This is a genomic window from Liquorilactobacillus mali KCTC 3596 = DSM 20444, from assembly GCF_000260415.1.
Taxonomy (GTDB): Bacteria; Bacillota; Bacilli; order Lactobacillales; family Lactobacillaceae; genus Liquorilactobacillus; species Liquorilactobacillus mali.
Genome location: NZ_BACP01000057.1, coordinates 111,949 through 128,102, shown reverse-complemented (window position 1 = coordinate 128,102; position 16,154 = coordinate 111,949). Strand labels below are relative to the sequence as shown.

Here is a 16,154-nt window from a genome sequence, read left to right as displayed (position 1 = left end):
TAAATGTTTGCTCTTGTACTAAATAAGAGACCCTACACATTTGATTTGTCGAAACTTTGTTCAGTTTTCAAAGGTCTACTTAATTGCTTAACGCAACTATTCAATAATACCATTGTCGTTTACTAAAGTCAATAACTTTTTTTGAATAAAAATTCCTAAGAACTAATAAATATTCAAATATTTGTTTCAACTAATTATTCATATCTCTTAACGACAACAAATATAATACCAAGTATTACGTTACGCGTCAAGCAATTTTTTCTATTTATTCCAAATACTCTTAAATTACATTTACATACTCTGAAAATATGACTGTATCTAGAATACTTATTAATTTCAAATTATTGAATACTATGCATGATTTCACTTGATCCTTATCAAATTGAGACAAAAAATACACAAAAATAAAATTCCTAGTTAATATAGTAAACCCAATGCATTTACTTAAATTTGTGGGACGAAAAGAGACCGTGCCAAATTAATTGACACGGTCCCTGCTATATAAATAATCTATTCTATTTCAGCTCAGGTGCATCTGTCTTAAACAGATTTACAGTTGAACCGCCATACTTCTCAATCAGGCTAGTTCCCTTCTTTTGAGCAGCCTTTAACTTTTTCATTCCATCTGTATATTTGTAGCTATAATCGCTTTTATTCACTTTCTTAAATCCAGAAGGTGTGTAGAATCTTAAAAGATCCCCAGTAACAATCTTATCTGATAATGATAAGACTTTATCTGTATGAGATTGCATAGAATCAACCTGTGCCTTTTGCTCAGCAGTTAGATTCTTAACTAAGTTGCCACTGCTATCGTACACTTTACTCCCAATTTTAGAATATGTTGGTGAAACATAGTCCCCATCTCTAAATGCTACTGTTTGGTTTCTATTTTCTGAAAGTAAATCATTACCTAACTGAATCATATTAGAAGAGTCTATTCCCAACAAGTCCTCCAAGGTTGGCATTACATCAATTTCACCACCATAAGTGTGATTAATGCCACCCTTCAATCCATTCATATGAATCATAAACGGTACTTTTTGGAACATGGCTAAATCATAACTTGAAACCGATTTCTTTCCTAATAACTGTGCGATTGCCTTCTTATGATTATTTGAGATACCATAATGATCACCATAAACAACAATCATTGAGTTGTTATACAGGCCAGACTTCTTTAGATAAGATATAAACTCACCAAAGGCTTGATCCAGATAATGTGCTGTCTGCACGTAGCCATCAACAGTCTTATCACCTGTTGTAGTCTTTGCAATGGTTTGATTTTGCTTATCCAATTCATAAGGATAATGATTTGTAACAGTAATCAATTTTGCATAAAATGGTTGTGGCAACTGTTGGATATACTTAGTTGCTTGTTTCAAAAAGATCTTATCCTTCAGCCCATATCCCACGCTATAATCTGTTTTTTGCTTGTAGTAATCATCATCAAAGAAATATTGATAGCCCCAAGACTTATAGGTATTGTCTCTATTCCAGAAACTCCCTACGTCTCCATGAAAAGCTGCTGTCGTGTAACCCTTTTGGTCCAAAATAGCAGGCAATGCTTGGAAAGTATTCGAAGTACCATACTGTGTCATTACCGAACCAGATGGTAAACCAAAAAGCGAATTTTCCAACATTGTTTCGGCATCCGAAGTTTTCCCTTGTCCCACTTGGTTGAAGAAGTTATCAAAAGACAACGTATTGCTATCAGAGTAAAATTTATTAATATTTGGTGTAACTTCTTTTCCATCAACCTTATAGTTAATCAAAAATTGTTGAAAACTTTCTAGGTGGAAAATAAAGACATTCTTCCCCTTTGCCTTACCGTAATATGAAATATTGGAAGAGACACGATTTTTTTTCAAGTAAGAAAGTACCGACTTCAAATCATTACTGCTAGCATTCGCCCTAGTTGAACTCTCCTTATATGTTTCATAAACATTATATCCAGCATAAAAGTTTAATCCCAAATATTTCACTATATAGTTATTATCAAATGTTCTTGTTAACAACTGTGGCCTATCTTTCTCCGACACACTTAAATTAATTGCAAATAAAACCACCGACAAGGCAGTGATCGCCCCTGCCAACTTGAAATTTGTTCTCTTCTTATCAACCTTGATAATCTTAAAAATCAAAAGAAGGCCCAAAACTACAACATCTAAAAATACTAAGAAATCACTTGGTTGTATAATTTCCATAATACTAAGACCCAAGTTGTTCGAAACTGAACCCGATGATTTAATTATTCCTACAGATAGGAAGTCCGAAAACTCACGATAATAGAGAATATTGGCAAATAACAGAAGTGATGCCAATAAATCAATTATCATCATAATCCAATAAGACTTTTTCCCTCTAAAATATAATGCAATCCCCAAAAGTAACAATCCAAACGGAAGTGGATTCAACATTAAGATTGCCTCCTGAACCCCACCAGTAACACCTAAATTGAACTTCGTCTGGTAAGTCCAATAAGTTTTAATCCAGAAACAAACCATCAATAAAACAAAAAACCATTTTTGGTGTTCAGGACATTCCTAATCTTGTTTAAGACCGACCCCATTAAACTGCCTCCATCTTCAAAATATCATTTAAACCAATTATATTCCAATTTGTTCACACAACAAAAAAATAAAACTCATCTTCAATTTTTTTTAATAATTAGTCATTCAACAAATCGTAAATCTCCATTGCTGCCAAATCAATATTATCAAATTCAAACTGTTGTTTATCAGGCAATTCCTCGAGAGTAAATGTATCTGTTTCCTTATCATAGCTGATAACTCCACGTTCACGGCCATCTTTCTCAAAGCGTCTACTTTGAACCTCATCACTTTGTTCCTTGACCATTGCATCTAAACGCGAAATTATTGCTGCTAATTGCGAAATCTCCATTATAAAAAACTCCTTCTTTCCAGATTGAAAAACAATCCTCTAAGTAAACATAATAGCTTTATTCTACCAAATAAAAATTAAACATACACGAAATATATCACTTTTATCACCCAAATAACATTAAAAAAAGGTTTAAAAAACGTATTCTAATCCTAAAATAAATAAGAAAATTAATAATTTGTCCTTTTTAGGTGATTTACACCCAACAAGAACAAGGTCAAAAAAATAGAAGTAACATCAATAAGAATATAAACACTCTCATCAATGACACTCCATTTTTGATACATGCATCCTATTTCGAAAAGTTTAGTATCTTGAAGCAATAAAATTCGCTACCAAATAATTTGTCTAACAAAAATTCAGTAACTACTTCTCTCTATCCTTTGGCGGAATAATCAACGCAATCATTCCAAGAAGCATCCCAAAATAATACGTCACAAAGCGCCATAAAATCATTGCCAGCACCAATTTACTGGAATTGGCAATAAAAGTTGAGAAAATCATTGAGAAACTATACTCTGCGCCGCCAGAGCCACCTGGGATTGGGAACAATGAAATGACCATTACAATAAGGATGTGCAAAGTAATGACCAATAATAGTTGGGCATGCGAAACATGCAAAGCTAATAAAATAAAATAAGGTATCACATAGTAAAAAGATAACTGAACAAGAGTCAAAAAACTTATTTTCAGTAATAATTTCCAGTTGCCTTTTAAACGTATACTTTCCTCGTAAAAATTATCAATTTTTTCATCAATAGCTTTTTCCCACTTCATATAGCGCTCAGAATTAGAAAACCACTTTACCGGCTTAAATATTAGCTTAACCAATTTCTTGGTAAAATCATACCAGTACATTACTAATAGTAGTGCTAGTATAACTGCCAGATGTACTACAAATCCAAAGATAAACAAAATAGAAAGAGCGTGCATCTTGTCAGCTATCAAATGAAAGCCAATAAACAAAGCAAATATGAAATTTATGACGATCATAGATTGGTACACTACAAATTTCATCAAAAGAACTGAAGTTGCTCTTCCTGCATCAACACCGGATTGTAAAAGTGCGAACAACTGAGCAGGTTGTCCCCCTGAAGAAAAAGGTGTGATTCCATTAAAAAGCTGTTCAATCAAAGGTATTCTAATGGTATCACGCCAACTAAATTTCGATCCTTCACGATGTAAAAGTATCCTAACAACAACTGCTTCAAGCAATAATGACAATCCCATACATGCAAAAGCTACTAACAGCCATCCCCATTTAAGAGAAGATACATCACGCATTAGTGAACTAAAAGAGATATCTCGTAAGGAGAATCCTAAAATAACGCTCCCCAAGATAAGCATCAACAGTAAAACAATCTTATTTTTTCTTGTCATCCCTACACCATCTCAGTCTGTTGATAGTAAAAATCGTACCATATTTTAGCTAGATTATCCTCTGAATAATAATTTGAGGCATCCAACGATTTTTTTACCCATCTCATCAATTAATTCAGGTGTATTCACCAAATTTCTTAAGATCGTTTCAAATTCCGCAACATTCTTGCCGTCTAAATAATATCCCTTTAGGATTGCCTCATACAATTCAAGTGAACGCAATACAACAGGTGTTCCTGTACTGAAAGCCTCCAATATGCTCATCGGAAAAAGCTCATTATACGATGGTAATAAGAAAACGTCTGCCGCATTATAATAATCATTCATCTGCGCACGATCAACTATCCCTGAAAAAATAAGATTAGCAGGGGGATTATCAACAACTTCCTTGAGCTCATCATAACCATCTGTTATTTTGCCGAAAGAAAAACCTCCGACCCAAACAAACTGAAATTCTGGTAACTTCTTAGCAAGTTCAATAAAATCGGGGACACCTTTGCGTTCCTGAACTTGTCCAACTCCGAGGACAACGAATTTATTGCGAACAATTCCAAGTTCTTCTCTAATTTTTTCTTTTTCGTCGGTGCTTTTTTGGAAAAAGTCATCACGCGATACAAAATTAGGAATATACGTTATTTTATCCTTTGCGATTCCATATTTTTCAAGTTCTTTTATAAAGATGGGGTTAACAACAACTAGTTGATCCATTCTGCGGTAAAATGCAATCACATAATGATAAACGATTTTTTTAATAATCCAAGGTAACTTTAAGCTGCCTTCTAGTGTTTCGGGTAAGAAATGGACATATCCGATCTTTCGACCTCTTCCTGGGAAAAAAGTCGATAAAAAGAAGAGCGGATCAATCGTATGATAATGACTGATATCAGACCTACTAAATTTGTTAATCGATATTTCTATCTTTCCTGATAACTTTTTGCGCAACAACCCAATCAGTTCTGTATACGCACTACCAACGCCTTGTCCCTTTACTTTCGTGGCAGAAGAAAACATCTGAATCTTCAACATCTTAAAACTCCCTTAATCAGCCCGTTTCGCCAGAATGACTAGTTTCACTTTCTTTGCCATACAATGCTTTACAATCAGCGTAGAACTGTAAAATTCTCTCACCAAAATTATCTGCAGAAATAGAAGCTAATTTGGACCCTAGTTTATCTTGATTAATTTGTTCTTTACACTTGTCTAAGTAAAAAATAATTTTATCAACAAGTTCTTCTTTATTGCTAAAAGTTCCTCCAAAATCCTTATCACTTAACAGCTCATCTGTATATGGACTATGTGTCGCCACAACGCGTAATCCAGAAGCCATTGCTTCAATATAAGTTAAACCTTGAGACTCAGAAATAGAAGTCGACACAAACAAATCCGCCATATGGTAATAGTTAGCAACTACTTCATTATCCACCTCGCCAGCAAAAACAACAGCCGATTCCAATTTCAAATCATTAACTTGCTGTTTTAGAGACTCCATGGCTGGGCCATCCCCTACGATCAATAGCTTTGCATCTGGTATCTTTTTTAATACTTCAGGCAAAATATTTATTAACCTATCAATATTTTTTTCATAAGCTAGCCTACTTAATGTCAACAATACTGGTGTATCGTCTTTAAAATTATATTTCTCACGTAAATTTAAATCTGCTGTGACGTCACCAAACTTATTAATATCAACACCTGTTGGAATAACTGTTACTGGTGCCTTAATTCCATACCTGTCCAAAGTATCCAAGACTCTTTCACTCGGAGCAACTATCCCTGTCATATGATAACAAAATGTGCGTGACATTTGCTTCACATGATATGGCTTCAGTAATTTGCCCTTAGCAACATAATGCAGATAGTCTTCATACATTGTGTGATAAGTGTGTATACATGGAATCTTTAGATTTTTGGCAACAAACTTACCAATCCACCCCATTGAAAACTCCGTCTGTGTATGAACAATATCCAGCTCTAAATCTCTCGCAACCTGATAGGCCCTAAAAAGACCCCTTACTGCAATTCGCCGATCAGTAAATGAAATAAAAGGTATGCTGCTAAATCTGAAGATATTTCTTTCATATTGATTAGGTTCGACATTCGGATCAGTCGTTGTAAAAATATACACATTGTGCCCATGTTGTTCCAACTGTTCACGTAATGTTTTAACAGAGGTAGCTACGCCACTGACTTGCGGAAAATAAGTATCCGTAAAAATCCCAATATTCACGAGCATCCCCCCTTAATGATTAATAGTCAATATTAATTATATTGGTTCAAACAACTTAATGCAATGATTCATCAATTTTTCATTAAAAATCATTTTTAATCTTAACAATTTTTTTACTTAATCTTCAAATTCAAAATAAAAAAACCGAACTTCAAAAGAAATCCGGCTAAAAGTACTATATATTAATCAGTAAACTCCTTAACTAAAGAAATAACTTCTTCAGTCGTTTCGCATTCACTGACCGCTTTTTCAGCTAACTTTTTCATTTTATCTGTATCTAACTTTTTCATCAAACTACGTGTCTTAAGAATTGAGGTCGCACTCATTGAAAATTCGTCGAGTCCAAGGCCTGCCAAGATAGGCACAGCAATCTGATCACCAGCCATCTCACCGCACATGCCAGTCCATTTACCTTCCGCATGGGAAGAATCAATAATATTCTTAATAAGACGTAAAATTGAAGGATTGTAAGGCTGGTACAAATAAGAAACACGTTCATTTCCACGATCAGCAGCCATAGTGTATTGAATCAAATCATTTGTTCCAATACTAAAGAAATCAGAATACTTAGCTAATTTATCAGCAATCATCGCTGCTGCAGGAATTTCCATCATCATACCGACTTCAATGTCATCTGAAACAGGTTTTCCTGCCTTAACAAATTTAGCTTTTTCTTCTTCAAAGATAGCCTTAGCATCTTTAAATTCTTTTACAGTAGCAATCATTGGGAACATAATTGCTAAGCGCCCATAATTAGATGCACGCAACAAAGCTCTCAACTGTGTCCTGAAAATATCTTGCTTATCCAAACTAATACGGATAGCACGATACCCTAAGAATGGATTCATCTCTTCTGGTAATGGCAAATATGGTAACTCCTTGTCACCACCAATATCCATTGTACGAACAACAACTTGCTTACCATTCATACCTTCAACAGCCTGTTTATATGCTTCGAACTGATCATCTTCGCTAGGAAGCTCACTTGCGTCCATATACAAAAATTCTGAACGGAATAACCCAACTGCTTCTGCACCGTTATCATTTGCGCCAGCAACATCTTTAGGTGTCCCGATGTTAGCGCCCAAAATAAATTGCTTACCATTTGCTGTAACGGTCTTAGCATCTTTCAGTTCTTCCCATTCGGCCTTTTTCTTAGCAAAATCGGAAGCTTTGCCTTCATACTTCTTTAACTCTTCAGCAGAAGGTTCAATAATTGCTTCGCCTTCAATACCATCAATGATGACAGTTTGCCCTTCCTTAATTGTACTAGTAGCGTTACCTGAACCAACAATAGCAGGAATTTCAAGAGTCCTTGACATAATCGCTGAATGTGAAGTACGTCCACCTATATCAGTGATAAACCCCTTCACAAAATTTCTATCTAATTGTGCTGTATCAGACGGAGTCAAATCATGTGCCACAATCACTACTTCTTCATTAATCAAAGCAGGGTTAGGCAAATTAACACCTAATAAATGACTTAAAACACGTTTAGCAACGTCTCGGATATCGCCCGCACGTTCTTGCATATAAGCATTATCTGTCATACCTTCAAACATAGCGATAAACATATCTGTTACGTCTTTTAAAGCCTTTTCGGCATTAACTTTATCATTTACAATCTTATCCTTGATATTTCCAAGCAGCTCAGGATCTGATAAAATTGTTAAATGTGCCTCGAAAACTTCTGCTTCATCTGCACCTAAATTGGCAGCAGCCTTCTCTTTAATAATCTTAAGATCAGCTTTCGCAGCTTCAACCGCATCGTCCAACCGCTTAGTCTCAGCTTCTGTATCTTCAACAGAACTTTCGGAAAACGATAAATCTGGTTGAACGAGCATATACGCTTTTGCTGCAGCAATACCATCACTTGCAGCAATACCCTTCAACATTTCAGACATTATTCTGCAAGTCCTTCCTTTGTCATTGCATCTGCAATTGCTGCAAGTGCATCTGCTTCATCTGCACCATCAGCATTGATTGTAACATCAGCATTTTGACCAACTCCGAGTGACATAACACCCATAATTGATTTCAAGTTAACAGATTTTTCTTTGTAAGTTAAAGTAATATCTGAGTTAAACTTGCTTGCTGCTTGTACCAAAAGTGTAGCTGGGCGAGCGTGAATACCTGTTTCTGCAATAATGTGAAATTCTTTCTTTTCCATGTCTAGTCGGACTCCTTTACGTTATAAATAAAGTATTTTAAGAACTCATCTGAAAATGAAAACATTTCAAGAACACGTTTTCATTATATAGTGACAGAATCGCTCCTACTAAAAATAAATGTTAGCATGAATCAAATTACAATACAAGTTTTACAATAAAAGTTTTTTTGACTTTTTGCAGATATCCATCTGTTTTGATTATCTTTCAAAATGATATGTAATCTCACCTTTATGTCCTGCAATTCCAACTACTCTTTTTCGTTGTGGGAAGTTCATAAAAGCTTCATGAAAATCCATAAAATCATCAGCTGATATTTTGATTTCTTCAAGTTCACCATCAGCCAATTTTTGCAATTTATCCGTAAATTCTTCTGTCATGCTGTCACCCCTTTTGTGCACGATCATATGATACATAATTACTTTAAAAAAAACAAACATATAGAGACTTAATCCTTGAATTATCAATAATAAATTAGTATACTATTTTCAAAGGTCAAAGATAGTCAAATATTTTTTGACTTATTAATGAGAAAGGTAGTGAGTTCTTAATGCTATGTCAAAATTGTAAAAAAAATCCAGCAACAATTCATCTTTCTACAAACCTTAATGGTCAGCAAGCGTCAATTGACCTTTGTCAAAACTGCTACCGTGCCTTAAAGGAACAATCTCAAAGAAGTGGTGAAACAAACGGTTTCCAAGATCCTTTTGGTTTTGGGAGTCTTAATGATATTTTCCGGTCACTCGGAGATGGTTCAACTCCTACTCAACAGGCTCAACAAGGAACGCCACAATCCGCTCAATTCGCTGGTAATGGCGGAGGAAGACGTGGTAATAGTGGAATCCTAGCCCAGTTTGGCTTGGATTTAACGAATGAGGCTAAAAACAACAAGATTGATCCCGTGATCGGGCGTGATAACGAAATCTCGCGTGTGATCGAGATCTTAAACAGAAGAACTAAAAATAATCCCGTATTAATTGGTGAAGCCGGTGTTGGTAAAACTGCTGTCGTTGAGGGATTAGCACAAAAGATTGTTGATGGTGATGTTCCGCAAAAACTGTTAAATAAACGAGTTATTCGTTTGGACGTTGTCTCTTTAGTTCAAGGGACAGGTGTTCGTGGTCAATTCGAACAGCGGATGCAGCAATTGATGAATGAATTGAAACAAAATCAAAATGTTATTCTCTTCATCGATGAAATTCATGAAATTGTTGGTGCCGGCAATGCTGAAGGCGGTATAGACGCTGGTAACGTGTTAAAGCCTGCCCTAGCCCGTGGAGAACTTCAATTAGTAGGTGCAACTACACTAAATGAGTATCGCACTATTGAAAAGGATGCTGCACTTGCTCGTAGACTCCAACCTGTGCAAGTCGATGAACCTTCTATTGGCGAGACAATCAAAATACTTGAAGGTATCCAGGCTAAGTATGAAGCATATCATCACGTTCGCTATACACCTGAAGCTATAAATGCAGCTGTTACACTGTCAGATCGATATATTCAGGACCGCTTTCTACCTGACAAGGCAATTGATTTGCTTGATGAATCAGGCTCACGCAAAAATTTGACGATTCAAGATGTTGACCCTAATGTCATTGAACAGAAAATCAAAAATGCGCAAGAACAAAAGCAAATTGCCCTAAATGCAGAGGATTACGAAAAAGCTGCTTATTATCGTGACCAGTTAAACAAATTAAGTTCAATGAAAGAAACAAAAGTTGATTCTGAAAATTCTCCGATAATCACTGGAAAAGATATGGAAAAAATTATTGAAGAAAAGACAAATATTCCGGTAGGGGAATTACAGGAAAAGGAGCAAACACAGTTGAAAAACTTAGCAGCTTCCTTAGACTCCCATATAATTGGGCAAAAAGATGCTGTTAATAAGGTTACTCGCGCAATTAGACGTAATCGTGTTGGTTTTAATAAATCAGGACGTCCAATCGGTTCCTTCTTGTTCGTAGGACCTACAGGTGTTGGAAAGACAGAAACAGCAAAGCAATTGGCAAAAGAACTCTTTGGGACTTCAGATTCAATGATTCGCTTTGATATGAGCGAGTACATGGAAAAGCATTCAATCTCAAAACTGATTGGATCGCCTCCGGGATATGTTGGTTATGAAGAAGCCGGGCAGTTAACCGAACAAGTTCGCCGTCACCCATACAGTTTATTACTGCTTGATGAAGTTGAGAAGGCGCACCCAGATGTAATGCATATGTTCTTGCAAATACTTGATGATGGACGTCTAACCGATTCACAAGGCAGAACTGTCAGCTTTAAGGACACCATTATTATCATGACATCAAATGCAGGAAGCGGGGATTCCGTTGCAAGTGTCGGATTTGGAGCCGCTGCTGCAGGGAATACTCATTCTGTTTTGGATAAACTTACTAAGTACTTCAAACCAGAATTTCTAAACCGATTTGATGATATTGTTGAATTTAATGCGCTTAACAAAAAAGATTTAGTTTCAATCGTATCGCTTATGCTAAATGATGTTAATTTGATGATGTCTAGTCAAGGACTTACACTAACTGTGACGGATGAAGTTAAGGATAAGCTTGTTGACTTGGGTTACAATCCTCAAATGGGAGCTCGTCCGCTGAGACGTGTTATTCAGGAACAAATTGAAGATAACGTCGCAGATTACTATTTGGAACATCCACAGACGAAGAACTTTGAGGCAAAACTTGTCGATGACCAAATAAAAATTGATTCCCCTGAGATTGCTAATGTCACTGAACAGACAAAAAGCTAAATTTTAACTAAAAGGAAATGTAAATTCAACTACATTTCCTTTTTTATAGCTTTTTCCTATAGTATGCATACCATTTTATATTATAATGAGTATATAAAAATAATTAGTACCAGTAAGGAGGTTTTATAATGCATCTAGTGGACGTTAGTAGCAGTTACTCCAGAAAGATAAAGCAGGAACTTGAAAGTTCTGCTAACCATTTTATCAAAATTTACACACTTGGAAACACTCGTGTAGTTTTCAAAAAAAATGTAGCAACCAGTGAAATTGTCATGTCTAATAAAGTACGCGGAATTACTGAAGAAGAAATAAACTTTGTACTTGAAAAACTAACAAACTCATCGATTGCCGATGTAACAATTACAACTGGTAATAGAGTTGTTGATATTTCATTTGAGAATTAAAAATGATATTACAATCTTTTCCATTTGTTTCTAAGGCGGTGCATTTTTGAAATTTCCTAAATTCATTAAAAACTTATTATCACGAGATTCAAGAAGAAAATATGCAAGTAAAACGGTTAAGAATGATGTTAAAGCTGTAACGGAAAACTCGGTTTCACAACAGCCCTTAATAAAATCTGAGAATAAGAAAACTGTTGAAATTGCCAAGAAAATGTCGCACACGAAAAAAGAACTTCAGGATTCGGTCCTACTAATTATCTACACAGATGAAAATGAAAACGAACTGGTCACGCCACAAATTGTTAGTGGTCACCTCGGGGAAGAAATTAATTATCGAATTAAATCTCTTAAAAACTATGACTTAATTAATTTTAAAGGGTTCACGAAAAACTATGTTGATCACTACGCCATCTTGACTCTGATATTTAGAAAAAAAACAGCAGGATCAATTTGGATTTTCTGTCGAGATGTTGATACAAACGAATTAATTCTCTCGCCCAAGCTATCTAAAGGATATTTAGGAGATGCATACCAATTATATTCACCTTCTATTCCTGAATACAGTTTACTGAATGTCAAGGGATCGATTCGAGGAACTCGTTCTCTTGAAAGTTCTTCTTTAACATTTTTCTACAGACGAAAAGCTTGGCTTGAAAATGAGCAATCATCTCTTTACTTTAAGATGAAAAGCTCAGTACCTGTTTATGACTCTCCGGGTGGAAAGCGGCTTAAAATTAACTTATCTCCCCAGACGATCTGGAAGACTTTTGCTGTAATCACGACGACAGATAATGCAAAATGGTATTGTATCGGAGGTCCTCTATGGATTACCTTCAACAACACACTGATGTCCATATATGAAGAGGATGAAACTAATGAACAGTATGGTCATAATTTTAAAAAACTTGCTACCTTAATTGAGGCTACTGTAGATTATGTTGCTGATAGATCTGTTAATCTCTACGATAAACCTTTTGGTAAGATATCCGGCACACTTAAACATGGCACCAAGATTAAGATTGAATATTTAGAAACGTCTGACAAAGTTACTTGGTACAGGTTGACCAATAGCCTCTGGCTTCCTAGTCAATATATCTTATTCAGATAGGAAACTTCAAACTAGTTAAATTTTGCACATAACTGCTTGAATAAAGAAGAGAAAATATGACATAGGTCGGCAAAACTTGAATACTAACACGAAATAACAACATAGCTAACACCTTGCTATGAGTAATTTGAGACTAGAAAAAGAGCTTTATCTTATGGAGCACACTTATTCGGAATAAATAGAGGGATCAGGCCAAAAGTTGAATTTTGGTCTGATCCCTCTATTTATTATATCAATTCGAACTAATTCTTTAACTTTTATAGTTTTGCCGATAACTTCACATTGGGATACTTATCAGCAAACCAACGCTCTGAAAATTCATTTTCAAACAGGAACAAAGGTAATCCTTGTCGGTCCTTCACTAAAATATTTCGTGAAGACGACATCTTTTCATCTAATTGTTCCGGATCTATCCACCGGGCAATCTTCTTACCCATTGGTGTCATCACAACTTCGGAATGGTACTCATTAAGCATTCTGAATTGAAATACTTCAAACTGAAGTTGACCAACTGCGCCCAGAATATAATCATTTGTACTATAACTTGTATATAGCTGGATGGCACCTTCTTGAACAAGTTGTGTGATTCCTTTATGGAATGATTTTTGCTTCATCACATTTTTAGCAGTTACCCTCACAAAGATTTCAGGGGTAAACTGTGGCAATTTTTCATACTGTACCTTATGCTTACCAGCGAAAATAGTATCTCCAATTTGAAAATTACCAGTATCATAGAGCCCAATGATATCACCAGCAACTGCTGTCTCCAACGTTTCTCTGGAATCCGCCATAAACTGTGTCGAATTCGATAATCTTAATTTCTTCGAGTCACGTGCTAGTGTGACATCCATTCCTCTTTCAAATTCACCTGCACAAATGCGTACAAAAGCAATTCGATCACGATGATTAGGATTCATATTGGCTTGTATTTTAAAGACAAAACCTGAAAATTCTGGAGAAACTGGACTGACTATTTCTCCCGCTTCATCCTTATGTGCAGCAGGAGCTGGAGCAAATTTCAAATATGCATCCAAAAATGTTTTTACTCCAAAATTAGTTAACGCGGAACCAAAGAAAACTGGGGTAAGATTTCCTGCAGCAATCTTTTCTTCATCCATTTGGTTTCCAGCATCTTCTAGTAATTCAACCTCTTCAAGCACCTGACGGTAAATACTTTCTTCTTTTAACGGATTGTCTTCAGCTAATTTACCATTATCATCTAACTTCAGGTAACTTTCTCCTTGGTCTTCTTTGCGATATAATTCAATTCGATGATTGAAAATATCATATAATCCCTTCAGGCCTTTTCCCATTCCTATTGGCCAGTTCATTGGGAAAGCACCTATTCCTAAAACTTCCTCTAATTCTGCAATCAGTTCCAAGGGTTCCTTCCCATCTCTATCCATTTTATTGATGAATGTAAAAATTGGAATTCCACGCATTTTACATACCTTGAACAACTTCTTTGTCTGGGGCTCAATCCCTTTTGCAGAATCAATTACCATCACGGCTGAATCAACTGCCATCAAGGTACGATATGTGTCTTCAGAAAAATCTTCATGTCCTGGTGTATCTAAAATATTAATACGTTTACCTGCGTAGTCAAATTGCATTACCGAACTTGTAACAGAAATTCCACGCTTTTTTTCAATTTCCATCCAGTCAGATTTCGCAAAACTCCCTGATTTTTTTGCTTTTACAGTTCCTGCCTTACGCAAGACACCTCCAAATAATAACAGTTGTTCAGTTATAGTAGTCTTCCCCGCATCAGGGTGAGAAATAATTGCAAAGGTGCGCCTATTATTAACTGACTCTGTTAAGTCTTGAATATTCATAATTTCCCTCTTTCTTTTACTAATTAAATCTAAACCTTTTTTTCACGTTGAACATGTGCTATCGCTAAAGCAGGGGTAAGCTCGACCTTAATCTCCATAATGCGCGAATCATCGACTTTTTCAGTTATTAATTTGATTCCATCGACATATACGCTCTCATGACTGTCATCTTCTGGTATATACCCTAATTTTGCAATCATAAATCCAGCTATGGTATCCACATCATTCATTTCAAAGTTCGTCATAAACTCGTCATTAAAATCATCTAATGACAATTTACCTTGGACAATGAACTCACTATCGGAAATCTTATGATAGTCTTGTTCTGGTTGATCTGATTCATCATCTATTTCACCTACGATTTCCTCTAAAAGGTCCTCTAGAGTAACTAATCCGACAACCCCACCATATTCATCAAAAAGAATTGCTAATTGATTTTGCGTCTTCTTCATTTCAAACATTACTTCATCAATTGCCATGGTCTCAGGTATAAATAAAGCCGGTTGCATAACTTTTCTAATAGTTATATGGTCAAACCCTTCTTCACGAGCAGTTTTCAATATATTTTTTATGTGTACAATCCCGACAATATCATCTTTTACTTCGTTATAAACTGGAATTCTCGAATATTGCATCTGCAAAATTGCATCGATATTACGATTATTGTCATTTTGGATATCAATCATAAAAGCATCAGTTCGTGGTACCATGACCTCTTTTGCTAATTTTTCATGCATCGAAAGTACACCTTTGATCATATCAAAAGCTTCTGGTTTTAATTCATTTTCCTTATCTTCAGGGGAAATTAACGCACCTAATGCCTCGACTGGAGTAATGTTATCCTGCGAATCAATATCGGTAATATCTTTTTTATTTGAAATCACTGCATTGTGCAATTTCTGAAATGGTATAAAAATATATCCTATCATCGCTGCATACCTTAGAAAGTGCAGAAAAAACCGCAAACCATTCTTCTTATATAATTTTTCCAACACGTCTGCTACAAAAACAGGGAAAGCTGTTAATAATACACTGGCAGCTACGAAAACTATGACATTATTTTCTTCAGACATTTTTAACTTGTTGAATGCAAGTACACTTGACAATACTCCAATAACCAACAAAAAAACAAAGGCAAAAACCGCACCCGTCTTGATTTTCTTAAAGAATGCTATTTTCTCGTTGTTTTGTTCCATTCTATAAAAGAGGTGGTAGTTCCTAATAACGCTTAAAATTATCCCAGCGCTAAAAAGTAAAACTACGGCAATACCCATAAATAACGAACTGACAAGTCCAGGATCTGAATTCATTTTATATTTTCTCTCCAATTGTTAAAAAGTTGATATTAATTCCCGATTATATAACATATCCCT

Annotated in this window: 12 protein-coding genes and 1 pseudogene; 3 read left to right on the top strand and 10 right to left on the bottom strand. The window is 35.5% G+C overall.

All coding sequences use genetic code 11. The annotated features are described in order from the left end of the window. Window positions 1-515: 515 nt before the first annotated feature. The 8 genes and pseudogenes from GSM_RS14260 to ykzS form a co-directional block, all read right to left on the bottom strand. A complete protein-coding gene (locus GSM_RS14260; protein ID WP_187324681.1) occupies window positions 516-2,504 on the bottom strand; it encodes an LTA synthase family protein in 1,989 nt (662 codons plus the stop codon). Between the two features lie 163 nt (window positions 2,505-2,667). Beyond that, window positions 2,668-2,901: a YkuJ family protein gene (locus tag GSM_RS10230; protein WP_003691422.1), complete on the bottom strand. Its 234-nt coding sequence runs from the start codon at window positions 2,899-2,901 to the stop codon at window positions 2,668-2,670. A 366-nt stretch (window positions 2,902-3,267) separates the two neighbouring features. Further along, entirely contained in the window at window positions 3,268-4,281 is a 1,014-nt protein-coding gene (locus GSM_RS10225; protein WP_003691424.1) for a lysylphosphatidylglycerol synthase transmembrane domain-containing protein, read from the bottom strand. A 2-nt stretch (window positions 4,282-4,283) separates the two neighbouring features. Continuing rightward, window positions 4,284-5,307: pseudogene (locus GSM_RS14255) on the bottom strand (glycosyltransferase family 4 protein). Window positions 5,308-5,323: 16 nt separating this feature from the next. Further along, window positions 5,324-6,508, bottom strand: a complete 1,185-nt coding sequence (locus tag GSM_RS10215) for a glycosyltransferase family 4 protein (RefSeq protein WP_003691427.1) — start codon at window positions 6,506-6,508, stop codon at window positions 5,324-5,326. A gap of 182 nt (window positions 6,509-6,690) precedes the next feature. Further along, window positions 6,691-8,412 (bottom strand): phosphoenolpyruvate--protein phosphotransferase, encoded by a 1,722-nt coding sequence (gene ptsP, locus GSM_RS10210; protein ID WP_003691429.1) that lies wholly within the window; start codon window positions 8,410-8,412, stop codon window positions 6,691-6,693. Then, window positions 8,412-8,678 (bottom strand): phosphocarrier protein HPr, encoded by a 267-nt coding sequence (locus GSM_RS10205; protein ID WP_003691431.1) that lies wholly within the window; start codon window positions 8,676-8,678, stop codon window positions 8,412-8,414. Before GSM_RS10205 ends, ptsP begins: the two co-directional genes overlap by 1 nt. Window positions 8,679-8,876: 198 nt before the next feature. Next, a complete protein-coding gene (gene ykzS / locus GSM_RS10200; RefSeq protein ID WP_003691433.1) occupies window positions 8,877-9,056 on the bottom strand; it encodes a protein YkzS in 180 nt (59 codons plus the stop codon). A gap of 170 nt (window positions 9,057-9,226) precedes the next feature. On the opposite strand from ykzS, the gene GSM_RS10195 reads away from it, so the two are divergent. From GSM_RS10195 to GSM_RS10185, 3 genes are all read left to right on the top strand, one after another. After that, window positions 9,227-11,434 (top strand): ATP-dependent Clp protease ATP-binding subunit, encoded by a 2,208-nt coding sequence (locus GSM_RS10195; protein WP_003691435.1) that lies wholly within the window; start codon window positions 9,227-9,229, stop codon window positions 11,432-11,434. Window positions 11,435-11,562: 128 nt separating this feature from the next. Further along, window positions 11,563-11,838, top strand: coding sequence for a DUF1827 family protein (locus GSM_RS10190; RefSeq protein ID WP_003691436.1), 276 nt, complete (start codon window positions 11,563-11,565; stop codon window positions 11,836-11,838). A 46-nt stretch (window positions 11,839-11,884) separates the two neighbouring features. Continuing rightward, window positions 11,885-12,946, top strand: a complete 1,062-nt coding sequence (locus GSM_RS10185; RefSeq protein ID WP_003691439.1) for a MucBP domain-containing protein — start codon at window positions 11,885-11,887, stop codon at window positions 12,944-12,946. Between the two features lie 257 nt (window positions 12,947-13,203). On the opposite strand, the gene GSM_RS10180 is transcribed toward GSM_RS10185, so the two are convergent. Both GSM_RS10180 and GSM_RS10175 read right to left on the bottom strand, forming a co-directional pair. Then, the gene (locus tag GSM_RS10180) at window positions 13,204-14,781 is read right to left on the bottom strand and encodes a peptide chain release factor 3 (RefSeq protein WP_003691440.1); all 1,578 of its coding nucleotides are present in this window, start codon (window positions 14,779-14,781) and stop codon (window positions 13,204-13,206) included. 29 nt (window positions 14,782-14,810) lie between these two features. Then, the gene (locus GSM_RS10175; protein WP_003691443.1) at window positions 14,811-16,091 is read right to left on the bottom strand and encodes a hemolysin family protein; all 1,281 of its coding nucleotides are present in this window, start codon (window positions 16,089-16,091) and stop codon (window positions 14,811-14,813) included. Between the last annotated feature and the right edge of the window lie 63 nt (window positions 16,092-16,154).

Bases quoted from the DNA above. Each gene is read 5' to 3' on its own strand.
- GSM_RS10195 (WP_003691435.1), top strand. From the start codon at position 9,227: ATGCTATGTCAAAATTGTAAAAAAAATCCAGCAACAATTCATCTTTCT.
- GSM_RS10180 (WP_003691440.1), bottom strand. From the start codon at position 14,781: ATGAATATTCAAGACTTAACAGAGTCAGTTAATAATAGGCGCACCTTT.
- GSM_RS10205 (WP_003691431.1), bottom strand. From the start codon at position 8,678: ATGGAAAAGAAAGAATTTCACATTATTGCAGAAACAGGTATTCACGCT.
- ptsP (WP_003691429.1), bottom strand. From the start codon at position 8,412: ATGTCTGAAATGTTGAAGGGTATTGCTGCAAGTGATGGTATTGCTGCA.
- ykzS (WP_003691433.1), bottom strand. From the start codon at position 9,056: ATGACAGAAGAATTTACGGATAAATTGCAAAAATTGGCTGATGGTGAA.
- GSM_RS10175 (WP_003691443.1), bottom strand. From the start codon at position 16,091: ATGAATTCAGATCCTGGACTTGTCAGTTCGTTATTTATGGGTATTGCC.
- GSM_RS10190 (WP_003691436.1), top strand. From the start codon at position 11,563: ATGCATCTAGTGGACGTTAGTAGCAGTTACTCCAGAAAGATAAAGCAG.
- GSM_RS10225 (WP_003691424.1), bottom strand. From the start codon at position 4,281: ATGACAAGAAAAAATAAGATTGTTTTACTGTTGATGCTTATCTTGGGG.
- GSM_RS14260 (WP_187324681.1), bottom strand. From the start codon at position 2,504: ATGGTTTGTTTCTGGATTAAAACTTATTGGACTTACCAGACGAAGTTC.
- GSM_RS10230 (WP_003691422.1), bottom strand. From the start codon at position 2,901: ATGGAGATTTCGCAATTAGCAGCAATAATTTCGCGTTTAGATGCAATG.